25 protein-coding genes are annotated in these 23,220 nt (G+C 62.9%); 10 read left to right on the forward strand and 15 right to left on the reverse strand.

The features are described 5' to 3' along the window. Positions 1-2: 2 nt before the first annotated feature. Both AC2FMD_RS01530 and AC2FMD_RS01535 read left to right on the forward strand, forming a co-directional pair. Complete coding sequence (locus AC2FMD_RS01530; protein WP_496681718.1) at positions 3-581, forward strand: nitroreductase family protein; 579 nt, start codon at positions 3-5, stop codon at positions 579-581. Continuing rightward, entirely contained in the window at positions 566-1,291 is a 726-nt protein-coding gene (locus tag AC2FMD_RS01535; RefSeq protein WP_496681717.1) for an EI24 domain-containing protein, read from the forward strand. Before AC2FMD_RS01530 ends, AC2FMD_RS01535 begins: the two co-directional genes overlap by 16 nt. Here the strand turns inward: AC2FMD_RS01535 and AC2FMD_RS01540 are convergent. The 3 genes from AC2FMD_RS01540 to mce are packed head-to-tail and all read right to left on the reverse strand — an operon-like array spanning position 1,282 to position 3,345. Next, the gene (locus tag AC2FMD_RS01540) at positions 1,282-2,601 is read right to left on the reverse strand and encodes a ferredoxin reductase family protein (protein WP_496741139.1); all 1,320 of its coding nucleotides are present in this window, start codon (positions 2,599-2,601) and stop codon (positions 1,282-1,284) included. The two genes, AC2FMD_RS01535 and AC2FMD_RS01540, sit on opposite strands and share 10 nt — an antisense overlap. A 42-nt stretch (positions 2,602-2,643) precedes the next feature. After that, a complete protein-coding gene (locus AC2FMD_RS01545; RefSeq protein ID WP_496681712.1) occupies positions 2,644-2,919 on the reverse strand; it encodes a DUF1467 family protein in 276 nt (91 codons plus the stop codon). A gap of 21 nt (positions 2,920-2,940) precedes the next feature. Beyond that, positions 2,941-3,345: a methylmalonyl-CoA epimerase gene (gene mce / locus AC2FMD_RS01550; RefSeq protein ID WP_496681779.1), complete on the reverse strand. Its 405-nt coding sequence runs from the start codon at positions 3,343-3,345 to the stop codon at positions 2,941-2,943. Positions 3,346-3,479: 134 nt separating this feature from the next. Between mce and AC2FMD_RS01555 the strand changes: the two genes are divergently transcribed. Beyond that, positions 3,480-4,199 carry a response regulator gene (locus AC2FMD_RS01555; protein ID WP_496794573.1) on the forward strand — a complete coding sequence of 240 codons (720 nt, stop codon included), beginning with the start codon at positions 3,480-3,482 and terminating at the stop codon, positions 4,197-4,199. 279 nt (positions 4,200-4,478) lie between these two features. On the opposite strand, the gene aspS is transcribed toward AC2FMD_RS01555, so the two are convergent. Further along, positions 4,479-6,254, reverse strand: a complete 1,776-nt coding sequence (gene aspS, locus AC2FMD_RS01560) for an aspartate--tRNA ligase (protein ID WP_496794574.1) — start codon at positions 6,252-6,254, stop codon at positions 4,479-4,481. A 194-nt stretch (positions 6,255-6,448) separates the two neighbouring features. Here aspS and AC2FMD_RS01565 point away from each other — a divergent pair, with 194 nt between their 5' ends. After that, positions 6,449-7,675 carry a class I SAM-dependent methyltransferase gene (locus AC2FMD_RS01565; protein WP_496741148.1) on the forward strand — a complete coding sequence of 409 codons (1,227 nt, stop codon included), beginning with the start codon at positions 6,449-6,451 and terminating at the stop codon, positions 7,673-7,675. Between the two features lie 5 nt (positions 7,676-7,680). On the opposite strand, the gene AC2FMD_RS01570 is transcribed toward AC2FMD_RS01565, so the two are convergent. From AC2FMD_RS01570 to AC2FMD_RS01580, 3 genes are read right to left on the reverse strand one after another with little or no spacing between them, the layout of a single operon-like run. After that, positions 7,681-8,352 carry a CPBP family intramembrane glutamic endopeptidase gene (locus AC2FMD_RS01570; protein ID WP_496794575.1) on the reverse strand — a complete coding sequence of 224 codons (672 nt, stop codon included), beginning with the start codon at positions 8,350-8,352 and terminating at the stop codon, positions 7,681-7,683. Then, positions 8,349-8,996, reverse strand: a complete 648-nt coding sequence (locus AC2FMD_RS01575) for an aminotransferase class IV family protein (RefSeq protein WP_496743356.1) — start codon at positions 8,994-8,996, stop codon at positions 8,349-8,351. Before AC2FMD_RS01575 ends, AC2FMD_RS01570 begins: the two co-directional genes overlap by 4 nt. Next, entirely contained in the window at positions 8,951-10,084 is a 1,134-nt protein-coding gene (locus AC2FMD_RS01580) for an aminodeoxychorismate synthase component I (RefSeq protein WP_496794576.1), read from the reverse strand. Before AC2FMD_RS01580 ends, AC2FMD_RS01575 begins: the two co-directional genes overlap by 46 nt. A gap of 172 nt (positions 10,085-10,256) precedes the next feature. Here AC2FMD_RS01580 and carB point away from each other — a divergent pair, with 172 nt between their 5' ends. Further along, complete coding sequence (gene carB / locus AC2FMD_RS01585; RefSeq protein WP_496688504.1) at positions 10,257-13,610, forward strand: carbamoyl-phosphate synthase large subunit; 3,354 nt, start codon at positions 10,257-10,259, stop codon at positions 13,608-13,610. A 105-nt stretch (positions 13,611-13,715) separates the two neighbouring features. On the opposite strand, the gene AC2FMD_RS01590 is transcribed toward carB, so the two are convergent. The 4 genes from AC2FMD_RS01590 to lepA form a co-directional block, all read right to left on the reverse strand. After that, the gene (locus AC2FMD_RS01590; protein WP_490360453.1) at positions 13,716-14,030 is read right to left on the reverse strand and encodes a hypothetical protein; all 315 of its coding nucleotides are present in this window, start codon (positions 14,028-14,030) and stop codon (positions 13,716-13,718) included. Between the two features lie 116 nt (positions 14,031-14,146). Further along, entirely contained in the window at positions 14,147-14,389 is a 243-nt protein-coding gene (locus tag AC2FMD_RS01595) for a PA2433 domain-containing protein (RefSeq protein ID WP_496743362.1), read from the reverse strand. A 425-nt stretch (positions 14,390-14,814) separates the two neighbouring features. Then, the gene (locus tag AC2FMD_RS01600) at positions 14,815-15,585 is read right to left on the reverse strand and encodes a hypothetical protein (RefSeq protein ID WP_496794577.1); all 771 of its coding nucleotides are present in this window, start codon (positions 15,583-15,585) and stop codon (positions 14,815-14,817) included. 31 nt (positions 15,586-15,616) lie between these two features. Further along, positions 15,617-17,416 (reverse strand): translation elongation factor 4, encoded by a 1,800-nt coding sequence (gene lepA / locus AC2FMD_RS01605; protein ID WP_496794578.1) that lies wholly within the window; start codon positions 17,414-17,416, stop codon positions 15,617-15,619. A 148-nt stretch (positions 17,417-17,564) separates the two neighbouring features. On the opposite strand from lepA, the gene AC2FMD_RS01610 reads away from it, so the two are divergent. The 3 genes from AC2FMD_RS01610 (at position 17,565) to AC2FMD_RS01620 (ending at position 19,992) form a co-directional block, all read left to right on the forward strand. Further along, positions 17,565-18,611 (forward strand): Hint domain-containing protein, encoded by a 1,047-nt coding sequence (locus tag AC2FMD_RS01610; RefSeq protein WP_496743367.1) that lies wholly within the window; start codon positions 17,565-17,567, stop codon positions 18,609-18,611. Between the two features lie 38 nt (positions 18,612-18,649). Further along, positions 18,650-18,967: a hypothetical protein gene (locus tag AC2FMD_RS01615; protein ID WP_496681681.1), complete on the forward strand. Its 318-nt coding sequence runs from the start codon at positions 18,650-18,652 to the stop codon at positions 18,965-18,967. Positions 18,968-19,038: 71 nt separating this feature from the next. Further along, the gene (locus tag AC2FMD_RS01620; protein WP_496794579.1) at positions 19,039-19,992 is read left to right on the forward strand and encodes a LysR family transcriptional regulator; all 954 of its coding nucleotides are present in this window, start codon (positions 19,039-19,041) and stop codon (positions 19,990-19,992) included. Here the strand turns inward: AC2FMD_RS01620 and AC2FMD_RS01625 are convergent. Then, positions 19,989-20,432 carry a low molecular weight protein-tyrosine-phosphatase gene (locus tag AC2FMD_RS01625; RefSeq protein WP_496743370.1) on the reverse strand — a complete coding sequence of 148 codons (444 nt, stop codon included), beginning with the start codon at positions 20,430-20,432 and terminating at the stop codon, positions 19,989-19,991. The genes AC2FMD_RS01620 and AC2FMD_RS01625 overlap by 4 nt on opposite strands. A 27-nt stretch (positions 20,433-20,459) precedes the next feature. Here AC2FMD_RS01625 and AC2FMD_RS01630 point away from each other — a divergent pair, with 27 nt between their 5' ends. Together AC2FMD_RS01630 and AC2FMD_RS01635 are read left to right on the forward strand one after the other, a co-directional pair. Next, a complete protein-coding gene (locus AC2FMD_RS01630) occupies positions 20,460-21,155 on the forward strand; it encodes an NAD-dependent deacylase (RefSeq protein WP_496743371.1) in 696 nt (231 codons plus the stop codon). Between the two features lie 52 nt (positions 21,156-21,207). Next, positions 21,208-21,816: an HdeD family acid-resistance protein gene (locus tag AC2FMD_RS01635; protein ID WP_496681669.1), complete on the forward strand. Its 609-nt coding sequence runs from the start codon at positions 21,208-21,210 to the stop codon at positions 21,814-21,816. Between the two features lie 80 nt (positions 21,817-21,896). On the opposite strand, the gene AC2FMD_RS01640 is transcribed toward AC2FMD_RS01635, so the two are convergent. The 3 genes from AC2FMD_RS01640 to AC2FMD_RS01650 form a co-directional block, all read right to left on the reverse strand. Continuing rightward, on the reverse strand, positions 21,897-22,364 hold the full coding sequence (locus tag AC2FMD_RS01640) for a copper chaperone PCu(A)C (RefSeq protein WP_496743372.1): 468 nt from the start codon (positions 22,362-22,364) through the stop codon (positions 21,897-21,899). A 44-nt stretch (positions 22,365-22,408) separates the two neighbouring features. Then, a complete protein-coding gene (locus tag AC2FMD_RS01645) occupies positions 22,409-22,798 on the reverse strand; it encodes a hypothetical protein (protein ID WP_496712089.1) in 390 nt (129 codons plus the stop codon). Positions 22,799-22,886: 88 nt separating this feature from the next. After that, positions 22,887-23,060 carry a hypothetical protein gene (locus AC2FMD_RS01650; RefSeq protein WP_496794580.1) on the reverse strand — a complete coding sequence of 58 codons (174 nt, stop codon included), beginning with the start codon at positions 23,058-23,060 and terminating at the stop codon, positions 22,887-22,889. Positions 23,061-23,220: the final 160 nt, after the last annotated feature.

A 23,220-nucleotide genomic window follows, 5' to 3' on the forward strand; every position in this document is an offset into this window, starting at 1 on the left:
ATATGTCTCTGAAGAACCCGGCCGCGTTGGAATTTCTGCAATCCCGCCGCTCTCGCCCGGCCAAGACGCTGGTTGCGCCCGCGCCGAACCGCGATCAACTGATGCCGCTGCTGACTGCGGCGGCCCGCTGCCCCGATCACGGAAAGTTGGAGCCGTGGCGGTTCATCGTTCTGGAAAAAGGCGCCATGCCCCGTCTGGCCGCGCTGACCGAAGAGCGTGGACAGGCACTGGGCAAAAGCCCCGACGAGATCGCAAAAGCCCGCAGCCAGTTCGACATGGGGCAACTTGCCGTTGCCGTGATCGAGGTTCAGAAACCGTCCGAAAAGATCCCTGCGATCGAGCAGACCTATTCGGCCGGGGCGGCCTGCCTGGGCCTGCTGAACGCGGCGCTGGCCGCGGGTTGGGGCGCAAACTGGCTGTCGGGCTGGCAAACGCATGACCGGGAATTCTGCGAACGCGGTCTCGGCCTGGCGCCGAACGAGCGGGTTGCCGGGCTGATCCACATCGCCACCGAAAGCACCGCTCCGCCCGAACGCCCCCGTCCGGATGTGGACGCGATCACCGAATGGGTGTCCGAGTGATCGTTCTCAACGCCTTTTTCGCCGCCCTCGGCCAGATCGGAGACCCCCGGTTCCGCAAGGTCCTGATGCGCGGCATCGGCCTGACGATCCTGTTGCTGGTCGTTGCTTGCACCGGGGCCATCTGGCTGATCAACTTCGCGTCAGGCTCTGAGATTTCGCTGCCTTTTGTCGGGGCCGTGCCGTGGCTGAACGATGTCCTCAACTACTCCGGCATTGTGCTGGTGCTGATCCTTCCGATCTTTCTCATGATTCCGGTGGCTTCGGCGATCACCTCGATGTTCCTGGACGAGGTCGCCCAGGCCGTCGAGGACAAGCATTATCCGGCCCTTCCGCCCGTCCCCCGCATTCCGGTCGCAGACGCGGTTCTGGATTCGCTGGGGTTCCTGGGCGTTCTGATTGTCGCGAACCTGCTGGCCCTGGTGCTTTATGCCCTGTTCCCGCCGCTCATGCCGTTTATCTTCTGGGGCATGAACGGTTTTCTTCTGGGGCGCGAATACTTCACGCTGGCCGCCATGCGCCGGGTCGGCCGGGACGGGGCGCGCCGGTTGCGCGCGCAGCATGCCTCGACCATCTGGATTGCCGGCACGTTGATGGCCATCCCGCTGACCTTTCCGCTGGTCAACCTCGTGATTCCGATCCTCGGAGCGGCCACCTTCACGCATATCTTCCACGCGCTGAACGGCCGGCCCGAGGTAGCCCGTCAATCATAGACGAAGGATTCACACAGAATCCGGTGCCGGGGTACGCCCAGCGCGGTCAAGTCCTGCTGTACCGCGGTCAGCATTCCGGGCGGGCCGCACAGGACAAACAACCAGCTTCGGCGCGCCTCATCGTCGAACAAACGGCGCAACAGAGACCGGTCGATCACCCCTACCTCACCGGTCCAGTCCTCGGCCGGTTCCGAAACCACGTGAACCAGGCGCAGATGCCCGCCCCGTTCCATCGCGGCAAGTCTGTCGGAATCGACGATCTGTGCCGCCGACCTGTTGCCGTAGACCAGCGTCACCGGGCGCGGATCGCCCTGCGCGCGCAACTCGTCCAGAATGCTCAGCATTGGGGCGATCCCGACACCCCCGGCGATCAGCGCCATGCCCGGTGCGTCCCGCTCGACCGGGGTCAGATGCCCGAACGGACCATCCAAATAGGCCGGCGCACCGATCGGAATCCGCCCCAAGCTGCGGGTGAAGTCGCCCAGTTCCTTGATGACGAACCGTATCTCGGGGCCCTCCGAAGGCGCCGAGGCGATGGAAAACGGGTTGTCGTTCACTGAAAACGGGCCGTGCCCGACCTGCAGCCAAGCAAACTGTCCGGCCTGGAATTTGAGCCCGTCATGGCCGTCCGGCGCCAGCACCAGTTCCCAGGTGCGTTCGGCAATCGGCCCGACACTTGTCACGCGCCATGGTCGGCGCAACCGGGCGAGCGGCGCCAGAAGATAGACCCGCAGCATACACGCACCGGCAACCGCCCCCAATGCCAGCCAGACGCCGGTCAGAACCGGGTCTGCGCTGTAGCGGCCCGCCGCCAGCGCGTGCCAGATGGCAAAACCCGCAATGGTCAGAGCCATCAATCCGTGACCCAACCGCCAGTTCTGGTATTTTCTTCCCAGATCCGACCGCGACAGGGCCAACCCCACCAAGACCGGCAGCAACATCCAGGCGACGGCGCCGGGCAGGATGGTCTCGGGCTCCCAGCTTAGGGTCAATTGGCGCGTGGAGTCCCAAGGATAGGGCGGGTTGCGCGCGCCCTGATACAGAAAGGGATGGAACAGGGCCAACACCAAGGCCACGCGCGCCAGAACCCGATGCCAACGCATCGTCACATCCATGCCGATCCGACGCGAGATCAAACGAAAGCGGCCCGACAACAGGAACTCGACCAGCAGGATGGCCAAAGCGACCAGACCTGCGCCGGTCGCAAGCTCATCCCACAGGGACCGGAGGGGAAGCCCCTGCATCCCCGCCAGGGCCAGCGGCGTCACCAGCAGGACCACATATCCGACGATCAGTACCTGCCTCGGCACGAGCCGATACTCCCCTATGCAAAAGCAATCGCCCGGCCGGTGTCACTCGACGGGGTCAAGCTGGTTCAGCCAGTCAAAATCCCTGATCGAGATGACACCCGACACGATGATTCCGGCAATGATCGCCCACAAGACGATCGAAATTCCGGTGGTGATCCACAGTTTCTTCTTCATGTGGTGAACTTCCGGCGCGCCCGCATGGGTGCCCGGCACGATGTCGCCCAGATCTCCCTGCGTCTTGATGCGCACGGGCAATACGACCAACAGGGTCAGAAACCAGATGACGGCGAACAGAACCAGCGCGGCCGTAATGGTCATACAAGAACCTCCTTGCCCAGTTCAGACCTGCTCTAGTTCGACGAGGCAGCCGTTGAAATCCTTTGGGTGCAGGAATAGAACGGGCTTGCCATGCGCGCCGATTTTGGGCTCTCCGTTGCCCAGCACGCGGGCACCGGTCTCCTTCAGGTGATCGCGCGCGGCGATGATGTCCTCGACCTCGTAGCAGACGTGATGGATGCCACCCGAAGGGTTCTTTTCCAGAAACCCTTTGATGGGGCTATCTTCGCCCAGCGGGTACAGCAATTCGATCTTTGTGTTCGGCAATTCGATGAACACGACGGTAACTCCGTGATCGGGTTCGTCCTGCGGGTCGCCGACCTTGGCCCCCAGCGCGTTTCGATACTGCACCGAAGCGGCCTCGAGGTCGGGAACCGCGATTGCGACGTGGTTGAGGCGGCCGATCATGACATACTCCTTTGTTCGGGTCATCGACGGTTATGGGCGCTGCCCCTGCAAAGGGCAAGTGCGCCAAAACGCGCGTTAACCCTGTGTTATCCAGATCTTCCTAGCGTGAGGCATCTGCTGAAAGGAGTTCTGCCATGGACGATTCGGTGCCCTTCGCCGCATCCACCCCTGCTCCAAGCGCCGCACGGCCGTTGCTTGGGCAGACGATTCTGGTTGTCGAGGACAGCCGATATGCCTGCGACGCCCTGCGATTGATGTGCCTGCACAGCGGCGCCCGTATCCGGCGCGCGGACTGCCTCAGATCCGCCCGGCGGCATCTTCAGATCTACCGCCCAAGCGTGATCATCGTGGACATGGGCCTGCCCGATGGCTCAGGCGCCGATCTGATCGCGGAACTCAACATCGCCAGCCCTCGCATCAGCGCCATTCTTGGCATGTCCGGTGACGACGGCACGCAAGATCTGGCGTTAAGGGCCGGGGCCGATGGCTTCATGACCAAGCCGCTGAAATCGCTGGCTCATTTTCAAACAACAATCCTCCAACTGCTGCCGGAGGACCGGCGCCCCGGAAACCTGCATGCAGTCCGCGACGAAGAAATCTCTCCGGATCCGATGGCCTATCAGGACGACATGGCTCACATTGCCGACCTTCTGACTGGGCCCGCCGATGACCGAACGCTGGACTATGCGGCGCAATTTCTGCGCGGCGTTGCGCGCGACGCCGGTGACTCCGTTCTGGCCGAAGCGGCGCAACAGCTGGCCATTTCACGCGTCAGAGGCGCCCCCGTAACGGTCCTGGCCGCCCGTGTCGCCGGTCTGGTGCAAAACCGCCTTGAACGGCGCGAGGCAATCTGAATGATCACTGCGTATTTCATCACCACCGCGTTGCTTTGCGCCTGGTGGTACCGACAGACCCGGCGGCAGGCGCGGTCCATACGGGTCAATCGACTGAATCAGCCCGGATGGCTGGACTAAAACTTGCGGTCTTGGGACCTTCGCCCTGCCGAAAGGGTCCCGGCCGAAACAATCGGCCCAGACCGGCCGCCCACGGCAAAACCTAACGGGCCCGCGGATACGTGCGCATCCGCTGAACCTGGTTTGGCCGCGTGAACAGGGAGGTGCGAGCGGGCCGGATCAATCCTGCGGAATGATGCGCAGGCCCAGTTCCATCAACTGATCCGAGGTCGGGTCCGACGGCGCCTGCATCATCAGATCCTCGGCGCGCTGGTTCATCGGGAACATCATGACCTCGCGGATGTTGGCCTCGTCGGCCAGCAGCATGACGATCCGGTCGATGCCGGCGGCACAGCCCCCGTGCGGCGGGGCGCCATAGTGGAACGCGTTGAACAGCGCGCCAAAGCGGCTTTTGACCTCTTCCTCGCCGTAGCCGGCCAGTTCGAAGGCCTTGAGCATGATCTCGGGCTTGTGGTTGCGGATCGCGCCCGAGACGATCTCGTAGCCGTTGCAGGCCAGGTCGTATTGATAGCCCTTGACCTCAAGCGGGTCGCCTTGCAGCGCCTCCATGCCACCTTGCGGCATCGAGAACGGGTTGTGTTCGAAATCAATTTCGCCGGTTTCCTCGTCCTTTTCGTAGATCGGGAAATCCACGATCCAGGCAAAGGCGAAGCGGTCCTTGTCAGTCAGGCCCAGTTCCTCGCCGATGACGTCGCGCGCCTTGCCCGCGACCTTTTCGAAGGTCTTGGGCTTGCCGCCCAGGAAGAAGGCCGCGTCGCCTTTGCCCAGACCCAGTTGCTGACGGATAGCCTCGGTGCGTTCGGGGCCGATATTCTTGGCCAACGGGCCGGCCGCTTCCATTCCGTTCTCGCCCTCGCGCCAAAAGATGTAGCCCATGCCCGGCAGGCCCTCTTTCTGGGCAAAAGCGTTCATCCGGTCGCAGAATTTGCGGCTGCCGCCACCCGGCGCCGGGATCGCGCGGATCTCGGTGCCTTCCTGTTCCAGCAGCTTGGCGAAGATCGCGAAACCGGACCCCCGGAAATGGTCCGACACCACTTGCATCTTGATCGGGTTGCGCAGATCGGGCTTGTCGGTGCCATACCACAGCGCCGCGTCCTTGTAGGAAATCTGCGGCCAGACCTTGTCGACCTTCCGGCCATTGCCGAATTCCTCGAAGATACCCGTAAGCACCGGCTGGATCGTGTCGAACACGTCCTGCTGGGTGACGAAGGACATCTCGAGGTCGAGCTGGTAGAAATCGGTGGGCGAGCGGTCGGCGCGCGGGTCCTCGTCGCGGAAGCAAGGGGCGATCTGGAAATACTTGTCGAAGCCCGACACCATGATCAGCTGCTTGAACTGCTGCGGCGCCTGAGGCAACGCGTAGAACTTGCCCGGATGCAGGCGCGACGGAACCAGGAAGTCGCGCGCGCCCTCGGGGCTGGATGCGGTGATGATCGGAGTCTGGTATTCGCGGAAGCCCTGATCCCACATGCGGCGGCGCATGCTGGCGATCACGTCCGAGCGCAGTGCCATATTGCGCTGCATCGCCTCGCGGCGCAGGTCCAGGTAACGATAGCGCAGGCGCGTTTCCTCGGGGTATTCCTGATCGCCGAACACCATCAGCGGCAGTTCCTCGGCCGCGCCCAGCACTTCCAGTTCGCGGACATAGACCTCGATCTCGCCGGTGGGCAGCTTGGGGTTCACCAACTCGGGGTCGCGCGCCTTGACCGTGCCGTCGATGCGGATGCACCATTCTGAGCGCACTTTCTCCAACGCGCTGAATGCATCACTGTCGCCGTCGCACAGGACCTGGGTCACCCCATAGTGGTCACGCAGGTCAATGAACAGCACGCCGCCGTGATCTCGCACCCGGTGAACCCAGCCCGACAGGCGGACGGTTTCACCGACATTGGCGGCGGTCAGATCGGCGCAGGTGTGGCTGCGATAAGCGTGCATGGATGGTATCCCTTCGGGCGCTGAATTCGTCGCGCCGATACACCGCGATCACGTCGGGAAGTCAAGGGTTGGGGCGCGATGCGGGCCGGAATGCAGACAAATTCGAAAAAATCGCTATCTTTTGGACATGTGAACTTGAATAGTTTTCCCGGCACGCGGGAGCCAGGCCCCTTGAGCAAGGAGGTGTTCGGCCGATGTGGCAAACTGTTTTGGATCGCGTATTGCGGGGTTTCATCACCCGCGGAACTCTGCGGATCACCTATCCTGACGGGACGGCGCGCACCTATGGCGACGCCACGCAGCCCGAGGCGCATGTCACCCTGCATGACCCCGCATTGATGGCGCGCTTGGTGCGCAATCCCGAGATGGCTTTTGGCGAGGGCTACATGGACGGCACCCTTACCGTCGACGAAGGCGGCCTGGAAAGCGCCATGCGGATCGCGATTCGATGCGCGGCCAGCGGGTCATTGCCCCTGCTGCAGCAGATCCAGGACTGGGCCGGGTATCTGCTGCGACCGATCCTGCAGCGCAACTCGGTCCGCTCGGCGCGGCGCAATGTTGCGCATCACTATGACCTGTCCGACGACTTCTACCGGCTGATGCTGGACCCTGACATGCAGTACAGCTGCGCCTATTTCCAGCAGCCCTGGATGACTTTGGAACAGGCACAAGCCGCCAAAAAGGCGCATATCGCGCGCAAGCTGTGCCTTGAACCCGGAATGCGCGTGCTGGACATCGGTTGCGGTTGGGGAGGGCTGGCCCTGACGCTGGCGCGTGACCACGGCGTGCAGGTGACCGGGCTGACCCTTTCGCAAAACCAGCACCACACTGCGACCGCACGAGTACGGCAGGCCGGGCTAGCCGACCGCGTCGACATTCGGCTGATGGACTACCGGCAGATGCAGGATCAGTTCGACCGGATCGTCTCGGTCGGGATGCTGGAGCATGTGGGCGCGCCACAGCTGCGCACCTATTTCGACCAGGTCGCGGCCCTGTTGAAGCCCGACGGCGTGGCGTTGATCCATTCCATCGGCCGCAATGGGCCGCCCACCGGCCAGTCGCCTTGGCTGAACAAGTACGTCTTCCCGGGCGGCTATGTCCCGTCGCTCGAGGAAATCGTCAAACCCGTGGCACGCACCGGCCTGTGGTTTCTGGATGTCGAAAGCCTGCGGCTGCATTATGCCCTGACTCTGCGCGCCTGGCGCGACCGGTTCGAGAGCAACCTGGATCAGGTACGCGCGATGTATGACGACCGGTTCATCCGCATGTGGCGGTTCTACTTGACCGCCTGCATTCTGGTGTTCGAGGAGCGCGACCAGACCGTTTTCCAACTGCAACTGGGCCATCGCCGTGACGCGGTGCCGTTAACGCGGGACTATCTGTATCAGCCGGGTCAAGACATGCGCAACGCCGCCGAGTAAAGTCCCTAGAACGGGCGCTGCACGTTTCCGGAATAGAAGAATTCGCCCAGCCCGGCGGCAAAGATGATGTTGCCCGCGATCGCGTGCAGCAGCACCGCATAGAAGAACAACCCACGCTTTCGGTAGGCCCAGGAAAACAGCAGCCCGCCCGCGAATGTCATCGCGGCGACGATCCAGCTCCAATACATCAGATGGGCAAAGGCAAACAGCCCGGCGTTCAGCAACGGCAAGGCCGTGCCGTCAGGCAGAATCGCGTGATAGCGGCGATAGAACAGTGTGCGGAACAGCAACTCTTGCGGAAGCGCCGACAGCAACGGATAGCCCAGCCAGATCACGACCAGAAATTCTGGCCGGTTCAGCAGCAGATAAAAGGCCGCATCTGGGCGCGTGGACATCACCAGGGCCGAACAGATCGCCGCCATTACCAAGGAGAACCCGATCACCTCGGCCCAGCGCCAGTTGCGCCAGCCATAGCGAAGCTCGGCCCAGGAAAAGCCCGGAGTGCGGTGCAGCAGGGCGATCCCGCCAGCGGTGAAGAAGAACAGGGCCGGAAACATCCAGTCGGGTGGAAACAGAACCGCGATCAGCAAAGGGACCGCGACATAGAACGCCACGAATTCAGCCTTCAGGCGCAGGTTCGACACCTGCAATCCACGCGCAGAACTGCGGTCGTTCATGGCAATATCACTTGGGCCGGGATCAAACCGCGCAAGGAATTGCCTATCCAGACCCGGTGCGCGGTGGCCAGATCATGCAGGGTCAAGACCGCCTCGACCGCGCGTCCGGTCTCAATCAGTTCCTCGCGCAGGATGCCCGGCAGCAGGCCCGCTGCAACCGGCGGTGTCAGCAGGCATCCGTTTTCCGTTTCGACGAACAGGTTGGTGATGGTGCCCTCGCACAGTTCATCCCGTTCATTCAGGAACAACAGCTCGTCCACGCCGTCGGGCAATTCCGCCCGCGCCTGATCATAGATCGCGCGGCGGGTGGTCTTGTAACGCAGCCAGATGTCCGAGGACATGAGCCGCGGCGTGGCGATGCCCACCGTCCAGCCCGGCGGGTTGTCCGCCAGAGGCCCCATGGTGACCTCGGGCGTGCCGGTCATGTCCAGAGTCAACCGGCACCGCAGCGGGTCCGCGCCGGCCACGCCGGCCACCACCTCGCCCACACGCCGCACGTCGAACCGAACACCCAGCCAATCCGCCGTGCGCGCCATGCGCCGCAGGTGGCGCTCCAGCCGCACAAAGCCCTGCCCGGGCCGAAACGCAAAGGTTTCGATCAGACGGAAATCAGGCTCAGTTGGTGCGCGAACCGGGCTTTCCATAGCGCTTCCTCGTATTCCGACGCGGCAGTGCTGTCCCAGACGACGCCTCCGCCGACGTTCAGCGTGGCCCGATTGCCCTCGACCATCAAGGTCCGGATCGCGACGTTGAATTCCGACCGCCCATCCGGGGCGGCCCAGCCAATGGTGCCGCAATAGATGTCGCGCGGCCAGGGCTCCAGATCCGAAAGAATCTCCATCGCACGGATCTTGGGCGCCCCGGTGATCGAACCACAGGGAAACAGCGCCGTCAGGATGTCGGACAGCCCGGCCCCCACCTGCAGCCGCGCCTGCACCAGCGACACCATCTGATGCACGGTGGCGTAGGTCTCGACCTTGAACAGCTCGGGCACCTGAACGGTTCCCGGCAGCGCCACGCGGCTGATGTCATTGCGCAGCAGGTCCACGATCATCAGGTTCTCGGCCCGGTTCTTTTCGTCCGAGGACAGGAAATCCCGCCGACGCGCATCCTCGGCCAGATCGGCGCTGCGCGGCTGGGTGCCCTTCATCGGCCGGGTCTCGATCATCCCGTCGGCATCGGTGCGGTAGAACAGCTCGGGCGAGCGGCTGAGCAGATCGGGCAGCCCGTCCTGCTGGACCAGCGCGCCATGGCCGACCGGCTGTCCGGCGGTCAGCGCGGCGTAGAGCGCGGCGCTGTCGCCCTCGGTTTCCAGGTCAATGGGAAATGTCAGGTTGGCCTGATAGATGTCCCCGGCCCCGATCGCATCATGCACGGCGCGGAAGGCTTCGGTATAGCGCGCCTCGCTCCAACGCGGCTGAAACGCAGTCAGCCCGGCTGCACCGGACGGCAGGTCGTGCACGCTCGGGCCATCGAATACCCCAAAGCACAACAGCGGCAATCGACGGTTTCCGGGCAGCCTCGCGGTCAGCTTCGGCTCGAGCGCATAACCCAACTCATAACTGGCATAACCGGCCAGCCAACCGCCCTTCGCGCGCGCGTCATCCAGCGCCGCCAAGGCATGGGGCACCTGCTCCGCCCGGTCGGCGCGGATCACCTGGGTAGGCCGGTCGAAACCTGTGCCCGGACCGGCGGGTCCCTGATCGAAACGAATGCGCAATTGCTTCCTCATCTACCGTTCCGCGGCATATAGAGAATACGGTGCCAAGGGAAAGGGGGGAAAGCGGCAATTTCGATTCCGTTTCCGATCCCCCTTGCACCTTTTGCCCGGGTCCCTATAACGCACGACAATTTGGGCGCTTGGGCGGCGCCCGCGACTCGTGCAAAATCGAAGGGACCAGGCCATGCCGAAGAGAACCGACATCCAGTCGATCATGATCATCGGGGCGGGGCCCATTGTCATCGGGCAAGCTTGCGAGTTCGACTATTCCGGCGCCCAGGCCTGCAAGGCCCTGCGCGAGGAAGGTTATCGGGTCATCCTGGTGAACTCGAACCCCGCCACGATCATGACCGACCCGGAACTGGCCGACGCCACATATATCGAGCCGATCACGCCCGAGGTCGTCGCCAAGATCATCGAAAAAGAACGCCCTGACGCCCTGCTGCCCACGATGGGAGGTCAGACCGGCCTGAACACCTCGCTGGCGCTGGAAGAGATGGGCATTCTGGAAAAATTCGGCGTCGAGATGATCGGGGCCAAGCGCGAGGCCATCGAGATGGCCGAGGACCGCAAGCTGTTCCGCGAGGCGATGGACCGCCTGGGCCTTGAAAACCCCAAGGCGACAATCATCACCGCTCCAAAAAAGGCCGATGGCTCTGCCGATCTGGATGCCGGCGTGCAGATGGCCTTGGACGAGCTGGAAAACATCGGCCTGCCCGCGATTATACGCCCCGCCTTTACACTGGGCGGCACCGGCGGTGGGGTGGCTTACAACCGCGAGGACTACATCCATTATTGCCGCTCGGGCATGGATGCCTCGCCCGTGAACCAGATCCTCGTCGACGAAAGCCTTCTGGGCTGGAAGGAATACGAGATGGAGGTGGTGCGCGACAGCGCCGACAACGCCATCATCGTCTGTTCCATCGAAAACGTCGACCCGATGGGCGTGCATACCGGCGACTCGATCACCGTGGCCCCTGCCCTGACCCTGACCGACAAGGAATACCAGATCATGCGCAACGGCTCGATCGCCGTTCTGCGCGAGATCGGGGTCGAGACCGGCGGCTCGAACGTGCAATGGGCAGTGAACCCTGCCGACGGCCGCATGGTCGTGATCGAGATGAACCCGCGCGTGTCGCGCTCGTCGGCGCTGGCGTCCAAGGCCACCGGCTTCCCGATCGCCAAGATCGCGGCCAAGCTGGCGGTGGGCTACACGCTGGACGAATTGGACAATGACATCACCAAGGTCACCCCTGCCAGCTTTGAGCCGACCATCGACTATGTGGTCACCAAGATCCCGAAATTCGCCTTCGAGAAGTTCCCGGGCGCTGAACCCTACCTGACCACCGCGATGAAATCGGTGGGCGAGGCGATGTCGATTGGGCGCACGATCCACGAATCGATGCAAAAGGCGCTGGCTTCGATGGAATCGGGCTTGACCGGCTTTGACGAGGTCGAAATTCCGGGCCTGAGCATCGGCCCTTGGGGCGCTGTCGAAACCAGCGACGACAAGGCGCATGTTATCAAGGCGATCAGCCAGCAGACGCCGGACCGGCTGCGCACCATCGCGCAGGCGATGCGGCACGGGCTGTCGGATGACGAGATCCAGGCGGTCACCAAGTTCGATCCGTGGTTCCTCGCGCGCATCCGTGAGATCGTCGAGGCCGAACGTGACCTGCGCAAGAACGGCCTGCCGGTCACCGAAGAGGGCCTGCGCGCGGTCAAGATGCTGGGCTTTACCGATGCCCGTCTGGCCAAGCTGACCGGCCGCAACGAGGACAACGTGCGCCGCGCCCGTCACAACTTGGGCGTCAAGGCGGTGTTCAAGCGCATCGACACCTGCGCCGCCGAGTTCGAGGCGCAGACGCCCTACATGTATTCGACCTACGAGGCCCCCACGATGGGCGAAGTCGAATGCGAGGCGCGCCCCAGCGACCGCAAGAAGGTGGTCATCCTGGGCGGCGGCCCGAACCGGATCGGTCAGGGGATCGAGTTCGACTATTGCTGCTGTCACGCCTGTTTCGCACTGACGGATGCCGGGTATGAGACCATCATGGTCAACTGCAACCCCGAGACGGTTTCGACCGACTATGACACCTCGGACCGCCTGTATTTCGAGCCGCTGACCTTTGAACACGTCATGGAGATTCTGCGGGTCGAGCAGGAGAACGGCACCCTGCACGGCGTGATCGTGCAGTTCGGCGGCCAGACGCCGCTGAAGCTGGCCAACGCGCTGGAACAGGCCGGCATCCCGATCCTCGGAACCTCGCCAGACGCCATCGACCTGGCCGAGGACCGCGAGCGGTTCCAGGCGCTGGTCAACCAGCTGGGGCTGAAGCAACCCAAGAACGGTATCGCCTCGACCGACGCGCAAGCGCTGGAAATAGCCGAGGAGATCGGCTTCCCGCTGGTGATCCGCCCGTCCTACGTTCTGGGTGGCCGCGCGATGGAGATCGTGCGCGACATGGATCAGCTGAAGCGCTACATCAACGAGGCCGTTGTCGTCTCGGGCGACAGCCCGGTTCTGCTCGACAGCTACCTGGCCGGGGCGGTCGAGCTGGACGTGGACGCGCTGTGCGACGGCAAGGATGTGCATGTGGCCGGCATCATGCAGCATATCGAAGAGGCCGGCGTGCATTCCGGCGACTCGGCCTGTTCGCTGCCGCCCTACTCGCTGTCGACCGAGGTCATCGACGAGATCAAGGAGCAGACCTACAAGCTGGCCAAGGCGCTGAACGTGGTCGGCCTGATGAACGTGCAGTTCGCGATCAAGGATGGCGAGATCTACCTGATCGAGGTCAACCCGCGCGCCAGCCGCACCGTGCCCTTCGTGGCCAAGGCGACCGACAGCGCAATTGCCTCGATCGCCGCGCGGGTGATGGCGGGCGAGCCGCTGTCGAACTTCCCGCAGCGCCCGCCCTACAAGGAGGGCCAAGACACCGAGATCGCCGACCAGATGACCCTGGCCGACCCGAACATGCCCTGGTTCTCGGTGAAAGAGGCGGTGCTGCCCTTTGCCCGTTTCCCCGGCGTCGATACCATCCTTGGCCCCGAGATGCGCTCGACCGGCGAGGTTATGGGCTGGGACCGCGACTTCCCCCGCGCCTTCCTCAAGGCGCAGCTGGGCGCCGGCATGGTGCTGCCCTCCAAGGGGCGGGCCTTCATCTCGATCAAGGATGCCGACAAGGGCGCGTTGATGCTGGAGGCGGCGAAGGTTCTGGTGGAACAGGGCTTCACGCTGGTCGCAACGCGCGGCACGCAGACCTGGCTGGACAGCCAGGGCGTGCCCTGTGACGTGGTCAACAAGGTCTATGAAGGCCGCCCCGACGTGGTGGACATGCTGAAGGACGGTCAGGTGCAGCTGGTGATGAACACCACCGAGGGCGCGCAGGCCATCGAGGACAGCAAGGCGATCCGCTCGATCGCTTTGTATGACAAGATTCCCTACTATACCACGGCCGCAGCCAGCCACGCCGCCGCGTTGGCCATCAAGGCGCAGGCCGAGGGCGATGTAGAAGTCAGGTCTCTGCAGGGCTGATACGCGCAAAGGGCAAAGCCCGATAGAACCACGCCGAACTGGTGCGCTCCGTGCGGCGGGGCGCCCTTCCCGCTCCCGTGTCGCGCAAGTTGCGGCAAGGTGGGATCAGGCCCAGGCCAGGGCAGTGCCGATGATGACGAGGGTGATGCCCAGCCCCTCGCGGTAGGAAAAGGATTCGCCGAACAGAAAGAACGAGGCGATGGCGATCAGCACGACCTCGGCCCCCAGAATGCCGGTATAGATGATGCCCAGCCGTTCGTCGCGCAGCGCGGCGAGTTCCAGCGTGGCGGCAGCCAGCAAGGTGGCGACGATCAGCAGCCCCAACCCGAGGCCGGGAAGTTTCCACCAGAACTTCATCGAGATCATGGCCACGGAATAGAGACCCGCCGATCCAAGCGCGATGATGGGGATCATGGACATGGGGCCTCCGCCGCTGGTTTCCGTTGGGTCAACCTTAGCAGGTGCGGGTCAGCGGGGCTGTGAAGTGGCTCACATTGCGGGGAGGCCCCTCCCAGACTTGTCGACGGGCGGCAGGATCAGTTCAGGCCGAGCATTTCCTTGGCCTTGGCCAGCGTATCGACCGAGGCCTGGTGATCCCCGGCGTCGTGCAGTTGCTGGCCTTCGTCGCGCAGGGCCTCGACCTGCGCGACCTGCTCGTCGCTGAGCTCGGTCCCCGCCGCCAGCGCCGCGTTGATGGCGGCGATGTCAGTGGGGCATTGAGATGCGAAAGCAGGCACGGCGAACAGCCAGAGTGCGGATGCGATCGTCAGATGTTTCATCGGTATATCCTCCCATGGTGAGAGATGGAGTGTATCACGAAACGCTCTCCGGCTCAGCGGACCTTGGTCGGGTGAAATCGCGCTTGGTGGCAAGCGCGGGTGCGGCAGTTGGTCAGCAGAGGTGAGGGCAGCGCCGGCCAGAGGGGGTGAGGCCCGTCTTGGAAACGGTCCGGTGGACCGTTTCAGGGCCGAATGGGCAGAGCCCCGGGCCGCAAACGCGCCGCCCGTTTTGCCGGAGGCAAACCTTCGGTTTGACGGGGGGCGGCGCGTCCCGGCGGTGCTGCTGGGCGGCTGGCGTGAGTTGGGTGATGGGTGCGAACACCCATCCTACGTTTGCTGGTTGATTGGAACAAGGCAAAACAAGAACCAAAAATCACAACACCAATACAAGCGTACTCAAACCAAAATTTGCAGCGAGACTAATTTCAGCCCGCAATCCAAAATAAAGTCTCTACAACCGACCAAATAATAAAAACTGCAACTGAGATAGGTAGCATACGCAACGCTGCATCAATAAAGGAAACTAGTGTGAAAACGAACAAATTGTTGTTCATCCCATGCCAAGGACCACTCAAAACCCCAAAATACCGTGGCCCCGCATTTCGCCCGCAGTCGAAATAAAGACTTTCATCAGCATTTCGACCAATGTCAGCAAGTGCTACAAGCCAACTTGAACCGATCTGCCAATTTACCATCGCCAACAACATACTGAGAAAAAAAGTCCACACAAAATCAAAGGACATTTCGTACCGAATACAGGCGGCGACAGAGATCAAGAATATTGCCCAGTGCAAAAGAGATGGCGGATCATTTTTACCCACCCGAACAGACAGAAACCCGTCGACATTCGAGATATTGTCACGAAACCGCTCCGAGCCCTTCGTAAGGAGGTGGTTTGAACCGGTAAGTGAAAAGTACAACTCTTGTCGCTCCGAATTAGAGAGATTAGTCCAAGCCATTTGGAAGTAGTAAACAATGTACCGCGTCAACCCGAGGTGCAGCGCAGTACAAATGAAAAGCGCGTAAATTGCATATTGTTGATCTATCCGAACACCGAGAAACTGAGGGGTATTGGCCCCTGTGGCTCGTGCAATAAGTGACGCCGAAAAAAATATTGTAGCCGCCATTGCCAAACTAGAAAGAAGTTTGAAGCAATTATTGAGGGAGGCAAAAATATGATCCTTGGGCGCGCGCATTTTTCAGGCAAACGTTTGTTTTCTCGAGAAGCTAGCTGTCCATCTTCAACGCCGAAATAAACGCCTCCTGCGGGATGTCGACCTTGCCGAACTGGCGCATCTTCTTCTTGCCGGCCTTCTGCTTTTCCAGCAGCTTCCGTTTCCGCGTCGCATCGCCGCCATAACACTTCGCGGTCACGTCCTTGCGAAGGGCGGATAGGGTCTCGCGCGCGATGACCTTGCCGCCGATGGCCGCCTGGATCGGGATCTTGAACATGTGGCGCGGGATCAGCTCTTTCAGCTTTTCGCACATGGCGCGGCCGCGGGTCTCGGCGCGGTCGCGGTGGACCATGACCGACAGCGCGTCCACCGGCTCGTCATTCACAAGGATCGACATCTTGACCAGATTGTCCTGCCGGTAGCCGGTCATCTGGTAGTCGAAGCTGGCATAGCCCTTGGTCACCGATTTCAGGCGGTCGTAGAAGTCGAAGACGACCTCGTTCAGCGGCAGGTCATAGACGACCATGGCGCGGCTGCCCGCATAGGTCAGGTCCATCTGGATGCCGCGGCGGTCCTGGCAGAGTTTCAGCACGTCGCCCAGGTATTCGTCGGGCACAAGGATGGTGGCCTTGATGCGCGGCTCCTCGAGGTGGTCGACCTTGGACATGTCGGGCATGTCGGCGGGGTTGTGCAGCTCGATCATCTCGCCGTCTTTCATGTAGACGTGATAGATCACGCTGGGCGCGGTGGTGATGAGCTCGATATCGTATTCGCGTTCGATACGATCGCGGATGACCTCGAGGTGCAGCAGGCCGAGGAAGCCGCAGCGGAAGCCAAAGCCCAGCGCGGCCGAGGTTTCCATCTCGAAAGAGAAGCTGGCGTCGTTGAGGGCCAGTTTCTCGATCGCGTCGCGCAGGTCTTCGAATTCGGCGCTGTCCACGGGGAAGAGGCCGCAGAACACCACCGGCTGCGCGGGTTTGAAGCCCGGCAGAGCGGTTTCGGCACCGTTGCGGTCATTGGTGATGGTGTCGCCGACGCGGGTGTCGCGCACCTGCTTGATCGAGGCGGTTAGAAAGCCGATCTCACCCGGGCCCAAGCTGTCGACCATCTGCATCTCGGGGCGGAACACGCCGACGCGGTCGACATGGTGCAGGGTGCCATTCGACATGAACTTGACCCGCATCCCTTTTTTCAGAACGCCGTCCATGATGCGCACAAGGACGATCACGCCGAGGTAGGAGTCATACCAGCTGTCGACCAGCATCGCCTTGAGCGGCGCGTCGCGCTCGCCCTTGGGCGCGGGCAGCTTGTGCACGATCGCCTCAAGCGTTTCGTGGATGCCCTGCCCCGTCTTGGCGCTGACCTGAATGGCGTCGGTGGCGTCGATGCCGATCACGTCCTCGATCTGTTCGGCGACGCGGTCGCAGTCGGAGGCCGGCAGGTCGATCTTGTTCAGCACCGGCACGATCTCGTGGTCGGCGTCGATGGCCTGATAGACATTGGCCAGCGTCTGCGCCTCGACCCCTTGCGTCGAGTCAACCACCAGCAAAGAGCCTTCGACCGCGCGCATCGAGCGGCTGACTTCGTAGGCGAAGTCCACGTGGCCGGGAGTGTCGATCAGGTTCAGCACGTACTTTTCGCCATTGTCGGCGGTATAGTCGATGCGGACCGTGTTGGCCTTGATGGTGATGCCGCGCTCGCGCTCGATATCCATGCTGTCGAGCAGCTGTTCCTTCATGTCACGATCCTGCACCGTTCCGGTCTCTTGGATGAGCCGGTCGGCAAGGGTGGATTTGCCATGGTCGATATGCGCGACGATGGAGAAATTGCGGATATGAGCGAGGTCTGTCATGAAGGGGGATATGTCCGCAGATTGTCACCTCGTCAAGCAGGGAAGCGCAGGGTAGAAGGGGTCAGGAGCGACTTTGGCAACCGACGTTTACCCGTTGTTGGGACTGACAGGCGAAGCTGCGGCACCGGGCGAGGCGTGAAGGCAGGACATGGCGGACTATTCGATCTACGTTTTGGGCGAGTCGCAGATGACCATCTCGGGCGGCGAACAGTTGGACGGCGTCACCCAGGGGGACGGCTCGCACCTGGTGGGACAGACGATCACCTTCAACACGGTCGACCCGACCGAAATATTCATCACCGATGCCGGCGCCGACACCGATTTCCGCGACAATGACGGCAACCAGCGGCTGAACGGCGACCAGACCATCGACGGGACCTTGTATTCCAACGGCACGCGGGTCGAGGCGGAATACGGAATCACCGTGACCGACGGGACCAATACCTGGCAGGCGGTCGGGTTCAACGTGAACAACTCATCGCCCAGCTTTGCCACTGTCGAGGGGTTGGCCTTCATCGGCGGGCCCGGAAGTTTTCCGCCCGCGGGCGTCCCGCTGACGGTGATCAGCGCCCAGGAAGGACCCAATTTCGACTCCAGCGCCTATGTCACCCCGATCTGCTATGCGCCCGGCACCCTGATCGAGACCGAGCGCGGCCAGATCGCGGTCGAGAATCTTGCCGTGGGCGACCGGGTTTGGACGCTGGATCACGGGTGTCAGCCGGTGCAGTGGGTCGGTCGGCAGAGCGTGATCGCCGCCGGACGGTTCCGCATGGTAACGATACCAGCGGGAACCTTGGACAATACGGCTCCGCTGTGCGTGTCGCAGCAGCACCGGCTTTTGGTTGCGCATCCGTCGGTTGAGTTGATGTTCGGGATGGATCAGGTTTTCGTGCCGGCCATCAGCCTTGTCGACGCGGGCGCTGCTGCGCTGTCGCCGGCCCTCACGGTGACGTATCACCATTTCATGCTGGACCGGCACGCCATCGTACGCGCCAACGGCGCCCTTTCCGAAAGCCTGCTGGTATCGGCGGCGCAGTCGGGCACGCCAGATGCGCTGTTCTTCCCTGACCTCGATGGGGCTGCGCGCATGGCAATTGCCCGGCCTGCTCTGACCCGTCGCGAAGGCGCGACGCTGATGCATGAGATGATGCGTGTTGATCGGGATCGAGGTTTGATTCATACTGCGCGCAGCTGAGAGAGGCGCAAGACCTCTCCGGGCAGGCAAAGCGAGGCATGAGCATGAAACACTTCCTATTGATTGCGGTTTGCGCATCGACGCTGACGGCGGTGGCGCCGGCCATGTCCGACGCGGCGCAGATCAAACGGGCCTGTCTGGCGTCGGACCGCACCGCCGCGACACGGCAACGGTGCAACTGCATCCAGAGCGTCGCCGACCAGGTGCTGACCCGCAGCGACCAAAAAACCATCGCCAAATGGTTTACCGACCCGAACCAGGCGCAGGCAATCAAAATGTCGAAAAGCGCCCGCGACGATGCTTTGTGGGAACGGTATCAGGCCTTTGGGCAGGTCGCTCAGGCCAGTTGCAGCTAGGAGGGCAACGGGCCAGTGCTTGACCTGACCTGTGCCGAACCGCAGGAATGGCGCAGCGAAAGGTGTGTTGCATGGGAATGAAGGGGCTGACCCTGCGTGGGCTGGAAGTATTTGCGGCCCTTGCGCGGACCGGTTCGGTGGCGCAGGCCGCCGAGATCACGGGGCTCAGCCAGCCGTCGGTCAGCCAGCAGTTGCGCAATCTGGAAAAGGCGTTAGGCACCGATCTGGTCGATCACGGCCGCCGCCCCATGCGCCTGACACCCGCCGGGCGCAGCTTTCTGGCCCGGGCCGAGGCGGTTCTGGCCGAGCTGCAGATGGCCCAAAGCGAGCTTTCGGTCATGGACCTGGGCCATTTGACAACCCTGTCGATCGGGCTGATCGACGATTTCGACAATGACCTGACCCCTCGCCTGGCCACGCTTCTGGCCGAGCGTCTGACCCGGTCGCGGTTCAAGTTGATCACCCTGTCCAGCCTGGATCTGTTCCGCGCGCTCGAAGACCAGAGCCTGCACATGGCCGTATCGGCTCACAGCGGCGAGGTTCTGGAGGACGTGGTCGAATATCCGCTGGTGCAGGACCCGTTCATCCTTGTGGCGCCCAACGGCAGCGCTGTGGACGAGGAAGCCCTGCGATCCCTTCCGTTTTTGCGCTACGCGCGCGAACAGCTGATCAGCCGCCAGATCGAAAGCCATCTGGCCCGCGCGCAGCTTGAGTTCGAGGACCGGTTCGAGATCGGCTCGCACCTGGCGCTGATGGCGATGGTCGCGCGCGGGCTGGGCTGGGCAATCACCACGCCGCTGGGTTACATGCGGGCCGCCCGGTTCCATGACGGGCTCGAGGTGCACCCCGCCCCGTTCGGCACGGCGTCGCGCAGGATTTCCCTGTTCACCCGGTCCGACTGGTCCGATCAGGTCCCGCGCGAGGTGGCCGGCATGACCCGCCACCTGATGCAGAGCCAGATGATCGGCCCTTGCCTGACCCGTCTGCCCTGGCTGTCCGGGCAGTTCAGGGTGATCGGCGGTTAGGCGTCCAGATACGCGATCAGCCCGTCGACGGCGGTTTCGATCAGATCCAGCGCGCCGTCGAAGTCGCGCGTATAGTACGGATCGGGCACATGATCGGCACCGGTCTGGGCCGCGAAATCGGTCAGCAGGCGCACCGGGGTTTCATTGCCCGCCGGGCGAAGCGCTTCGATCTTGGCGATGTTGCCGTCATCCATCCCGACGATCAGGTCGAACCGGTCGAAATCGGCGGCAATGAACTGTCGCGCGCGTAGGTCACTCAGGTTCAGCCCACGGGCACGGGCTGCGCGCTGAATTGGGACATAGGGCGGATCGCCCACATGCCAGTCCGAGGTGCCGGCGCTGTCGGCGGCGTGGTGGTGCGCGCGGGCGCGGAAAACGCCCTCAGCGGCGGGCGAGCGGCAGATATTGCCGAGGCAGACAAACAGGATACGCTGTGACATGACTCGGGTGTAGCGCGCGGAGGGCGGATGGGAAAGATCGTGATTTTGACCGGGGCCGGGATTTCGGCCGAAAGCGGGCTGGGCACCTTTCGCGACGAAGGCGGGCTGTGGGCGCAACACCGGATCGAGGACGTGGCCACTCCCGAGGGCTTTGCCCGCGACCCCGCGCTGGTTCACGCCTTCTACAACGCGCGCAGGGTGCAGGCGGCGCAGGCGCAGCCGAACGCGGCCCACCGGGCGCTGGCCCGGCTGCAGCGCGACTGGCCCGGCGAGGTGGTGATCGTGACGCAGAACGTGGATGGCCTTCACGAAGCCGGGGGCGCGTCAGGCGTGATCCACATGCACGGCACGTTGGCGGGCGCGCTCTGCGCGGCCTGTGGCCACCGCTGGCCCGCCCCGGCCAAAATGGCTGTGGATGAACCCTGCCCCGTCTGCACCGCTCCGACCGCGCGGCCCGATATCGTGTGGTTCGGCGAGATGCCGTATTTCATGGATCAGATCTATGGCCACCTGGCGCAGGCCGATATCTTCGCGGCCATCGGCACCTCGGGACAGGTCTACCCGGCCGCGGCCTTCGTACACGAGGCGATCGCCGCCGGCGCGCGAACGGTCGAGCTGAACCTGGAGCCCTCGGCAGGCGTATCCAGTTTCGACGAGACCCTGTTCGGACCGGCAACGCAGGTGGTGCCGCACTGGGTCGATCTCCTGTTGGCTCAGAGGTGACTTGAGGCCGCCCCGCAGGCTATGCTGAACCAAACCAGACAGGGAGTTTGCAATGACCGAACCGGACAGGCCGCAGGGCGAGGTCTTGGATGACGGCGCGCTGGATGGGCGTGCAGCGCTAGGGGAAACCCTTGCTGACCTGTGGTGGACCTTCCTGTTGCGCGGGTTGCTGGCGGGGGCGGTGGGCATCGCGGCGCTGTTCTGGCCTACCGGCAGCATCGCGCTGCTGCTGCGGCTGGTGGGTGTTCTGCTGATCCTCGATGGCGGGCTGACGCTGCTGGGCTTTGGCCGGCGCGGGTTGATCGGCGGTGCGGGTTTCGGCGCGGTGCTGATCGGGCTGGTCCTGCTGATCTGGCCCGAGGGCACCGCCAGACTGGCGTTCTTCCTGCTGGGGGCCTGGGCGCTGATCATCGGCATCGGGTCGCTGATGTCGCTGGGTCAGATGCACCCGCTGGACCCCGAGCGAGCCACGGTACGCAACTCGGGCCTTGTGGCGCTGGTGATCGGGCTGGTGCTGATCTTCTGGCCCGGCAGCGGGCTGGTGGCGTTGGGCTGGGCCATCGCCTTTTCCGCGCTGGCTTTCGCCGCGGTCATGCTGTTCATGGCGGCCCGGTTCAAGCGCGCGGGCGATCGGGTGACCATCCGCACCGTCAACAGATAGGTCCTACGCAAGCAGGCCGGGCATTGCCCGGCCTGACGCATGGATGACGGCCGCAGCGCAGCCCGAAGACAGGCGTGCCGTCAGTTCGAATGCTTCATGTGACCGTCCTGGCGCTCGAGATCGACTGGGATCTCGACCTGCACCTCGCCGGCCTGCTCGAACACCAGCGTGACCGGAATTTTTGCACCCTGCTCGAACGGCTTTTTGATCCCCATGAACATCACGTGGTCGCCGCCACGTTGCAGCATGTGGGCTTCGCCGGCCAGGATGGCAAAGCCTTCCTCGACCTGCATCATCTTGGCGACGCCGTTCTCGTCGATCTTGTGCGTGTGCAGCTCGACCCGCGCGGCGACGTCCGACTGGGCCGAAACCAACCGGTCATCGGTGTCGCCGGTGTTCTTGATCATCATGAATGCCGCACCGGCCTTGGCGTTCATGCCCGAGGATCGGGCATAAGCATCCTCGACCGAGATGATGCTGTCGGCAAAAGCGGCGGTGGACAAGACGGTAGCAGCCAAAGTGGCCAGAAAAGTGGATTGGAAGCGCATTTGGGCCTCTCCTTGAAACGTGTCTGAATGTTTTGGAAACGATCTCAGGCGCGGATCGGAGGCCCCCTGGCCGATTGACCGTGGACCAGCGCGACCACCAAATCAGAGGTTCCGCGCAGCGGGCCGGGCTGGACCCGATCCGGCGCAAGAGGATGCGGTAGCTGGTCGGCAAACACCGCCCCCAGAAGACTGAGAGCATAGTCCGGGCAATAATGCGGCGCCTTGGTCGGCTGGCCGTTTTCGTCCATGTAGACCACGACCGGCCCCGTGCCGGTACACAGCACCATCTGCCCCACGGCCCTGTCCATGCCGCGCGAGGCGGCAACGCTCTGTGCTGTCAGCGCAAGAAGCAGCGACAGGGCAATCGGCAGGATCGTACGCAGGGTCCGGGTCATCTCGCCCGAGGTATAGGCGCGATCGAGGAAATCCGACAAGGGGATTGACCCGCCTGAGACAGTTTGGCGCTGCAAAAAAACGGGGCGGCCAAAAAATGGGCTGCCCCGTGTCCAGTTGTCAGGGAGGTCAGAAAAAATCGCGGTCGTCGCGCTGGGTCGTCAGGCCTGTGTGCAGGCGGTTCACCCGCCGTTGCATCCGGGTGCAAATGGATACCGACTCGACCAGAATTGTCGAAAGGACTGAAAGAAATTTGGAGGTTTTCGCAGACATTTCATCGCTCCGCCGCTGCAATACGTACATGCTTAAGAAGATTCTCGCGCATTGTATGTGAACAATTTCACCGTTTGACGCGAAATTGTTTGGCGTCAAGGATGCGCGCTCGCGAAGGCCCAAACCCGTACAAAGATGTCTGCGCAACGAAGAGCCCCCGCGCCAACAGGCACGGGGGCTGAAAACAAGA

It is taken from the genome of Ruegeria sp. BHSC276 (genome assembly GCF_059612945.1).

Coding starts and splice junctions, on each gene's coding strand:
- AC2FMD_RS01610 (WP_496743367.1), top strand. CDS start 17,565: ATGGCGGACTATTCGATCTACGTTTTGGGCGAGTCGCAGATGACCATC.
- AC2FMD_RS01535 (WP_496681717.1), top strand. CDS start 566: ATGGGTGTCCGAGTGATCGTTCTCAACGCCTTTTTCGCCGCCCTCGGC.
- AC2FMD_RS01635 (WP_496681669.1), top strand. CDS start 21,208: ATGACCGAACCGGACAGGCCGCAGGGCGAGGTCTTGGATGACGGCGCG.
- AC2FMD_RS01530 (WP_496681718.1), top strand. CDS start 3: ATGTCTCTGAAGAACCCGGCCGCGTTGGAATTTCTGCAATCCCGCCGC.
- AC2FMD_RS01565 (WP_496741148.1), top strand. CDS start 6,449: ATGTGGCAAACTGTTTTGGATCGCGTATTGCGGGGTTTCATCACCCGC.
- lepA (WP_496794578.1), bottom strand. CDS start 17,416: ATGACAGACCTCGCTCATATCCGCAATTTCTCCATCGTCGCGCATATC.
- aspS (WP_496794574.1), bottom strand. CDS start 6,254: ATGCACGCTTATCGCAGCCACACCTGCGCCGATCTGACCGCCGCCAAT.
- AC2FMD_RS01600 (WP_496794577.1), bottom strand. CDS start 15,585: ATGCGCGCGCCCAAGGATCATATTTTTGCCTCCCTCAATAATTGCTTC.
- AC2FMD_RS01590 (WP_490360453.1), bottom strand. CDS start 14,030: ATGTCCATGATCCCCATCATCGCGCTTGGATCGGCGGGTCTCTATTCC.
- AC2FMD_RS01570 (WP_496794575.1), bottom strand. CDS start 8,352: ATGAACGACCGCAGTTCTGCGCGTGGATTGCAGGTGTCGAACCTGCGC.
- AC2FMD_RS01620 (WP_496794579.1), top strand. CDS start 19,039: ATGGGAATGAAGGGGCTGACCCTGCGTGGGCTGGAAGTATTTGCGGCC.
- AC2FMD_RS01580 (WP_496794576.1), bottom strand. CDS start 10,084: ATGAGGAAGCAATTGCGCATTCGTTTCGATCAGGGACCCGCCGGTCCG.
- AC2FMD_RS01630 (WP_496743371.1), top strand. CDS start 20,460: ATGGGAAAGATCGTGATTTTGACCGGGGCCGGGATTTCGGCCGAAAGC.
- AC2FMD_RS01545 (WP_496681712.1), bottom strand. CDS start 2,919: ATGACCATTACGGCCGCGCTGGTTCTGTTCGCCGTCATCTGGTTTCTG.
- AC2FMD_RS01650 (WP_496794580.1), bottom strand. CDS start 23,060: ATGTACGTATTGCAGCGGCGGAGCGATGAAATGTCTGCGAAAACCTCC.
- carB (WP_496688504.1), top strand. CDS start 10,257: ATGCCGAAGAGAACCGACATCCAGTCGATCATGATCATCGGGGCGGGG.
- mce (WP_496681779.1), bottom strand. CDS start 3,345: ATGATCGGCCGCCTCAACCACGTCGCAATCGCGGTTCCCGACCTCGAG.
- AC2FMD_RS01625 (WP_496743370.1), bottom strand. CDS start 20,432: ATGTCACAGCGTATCCTGTTTGTCTGCCTCGGCAATATCTGCCGCTCG.
- AC2FMD_RS01640 (WP_496743372.1), bottom strand. CDS start 22,364: ATGCGCTTCCAATCCACTTTTCTGGCCACTTTGGCTGCTACCGTCTTG.
- AC2FMD_RS01555 (WP_496794573.1), top strand. CDS start 3,480: ATGGACGATTCGGTGCCCTTCGCCGCATCCACCCCTGCTCCAAGCGCC.
- AC2FMD_RS01575 (WP_496743356.1), bottom strand. CDS start 8,996: ATGGAAAGCCCGGTTCGCGCACCAACTGAGCCTGATTTCCGTCTGATC.
- AC2FMD_RS01615 (WP_496681681.1), top strand. CDS start 18,650: ATGAGCATGAAACACTTCCTATTGATTGCGGTTTGCGCATCGACGCTG.
- AC2FMD_RS01595 (WP_496743362.1), bottom strand. CDS start 14,389: ATGAAACATCTGACGATCGCATCCGCACTCTGGCTGTTCGCCGTGCCT.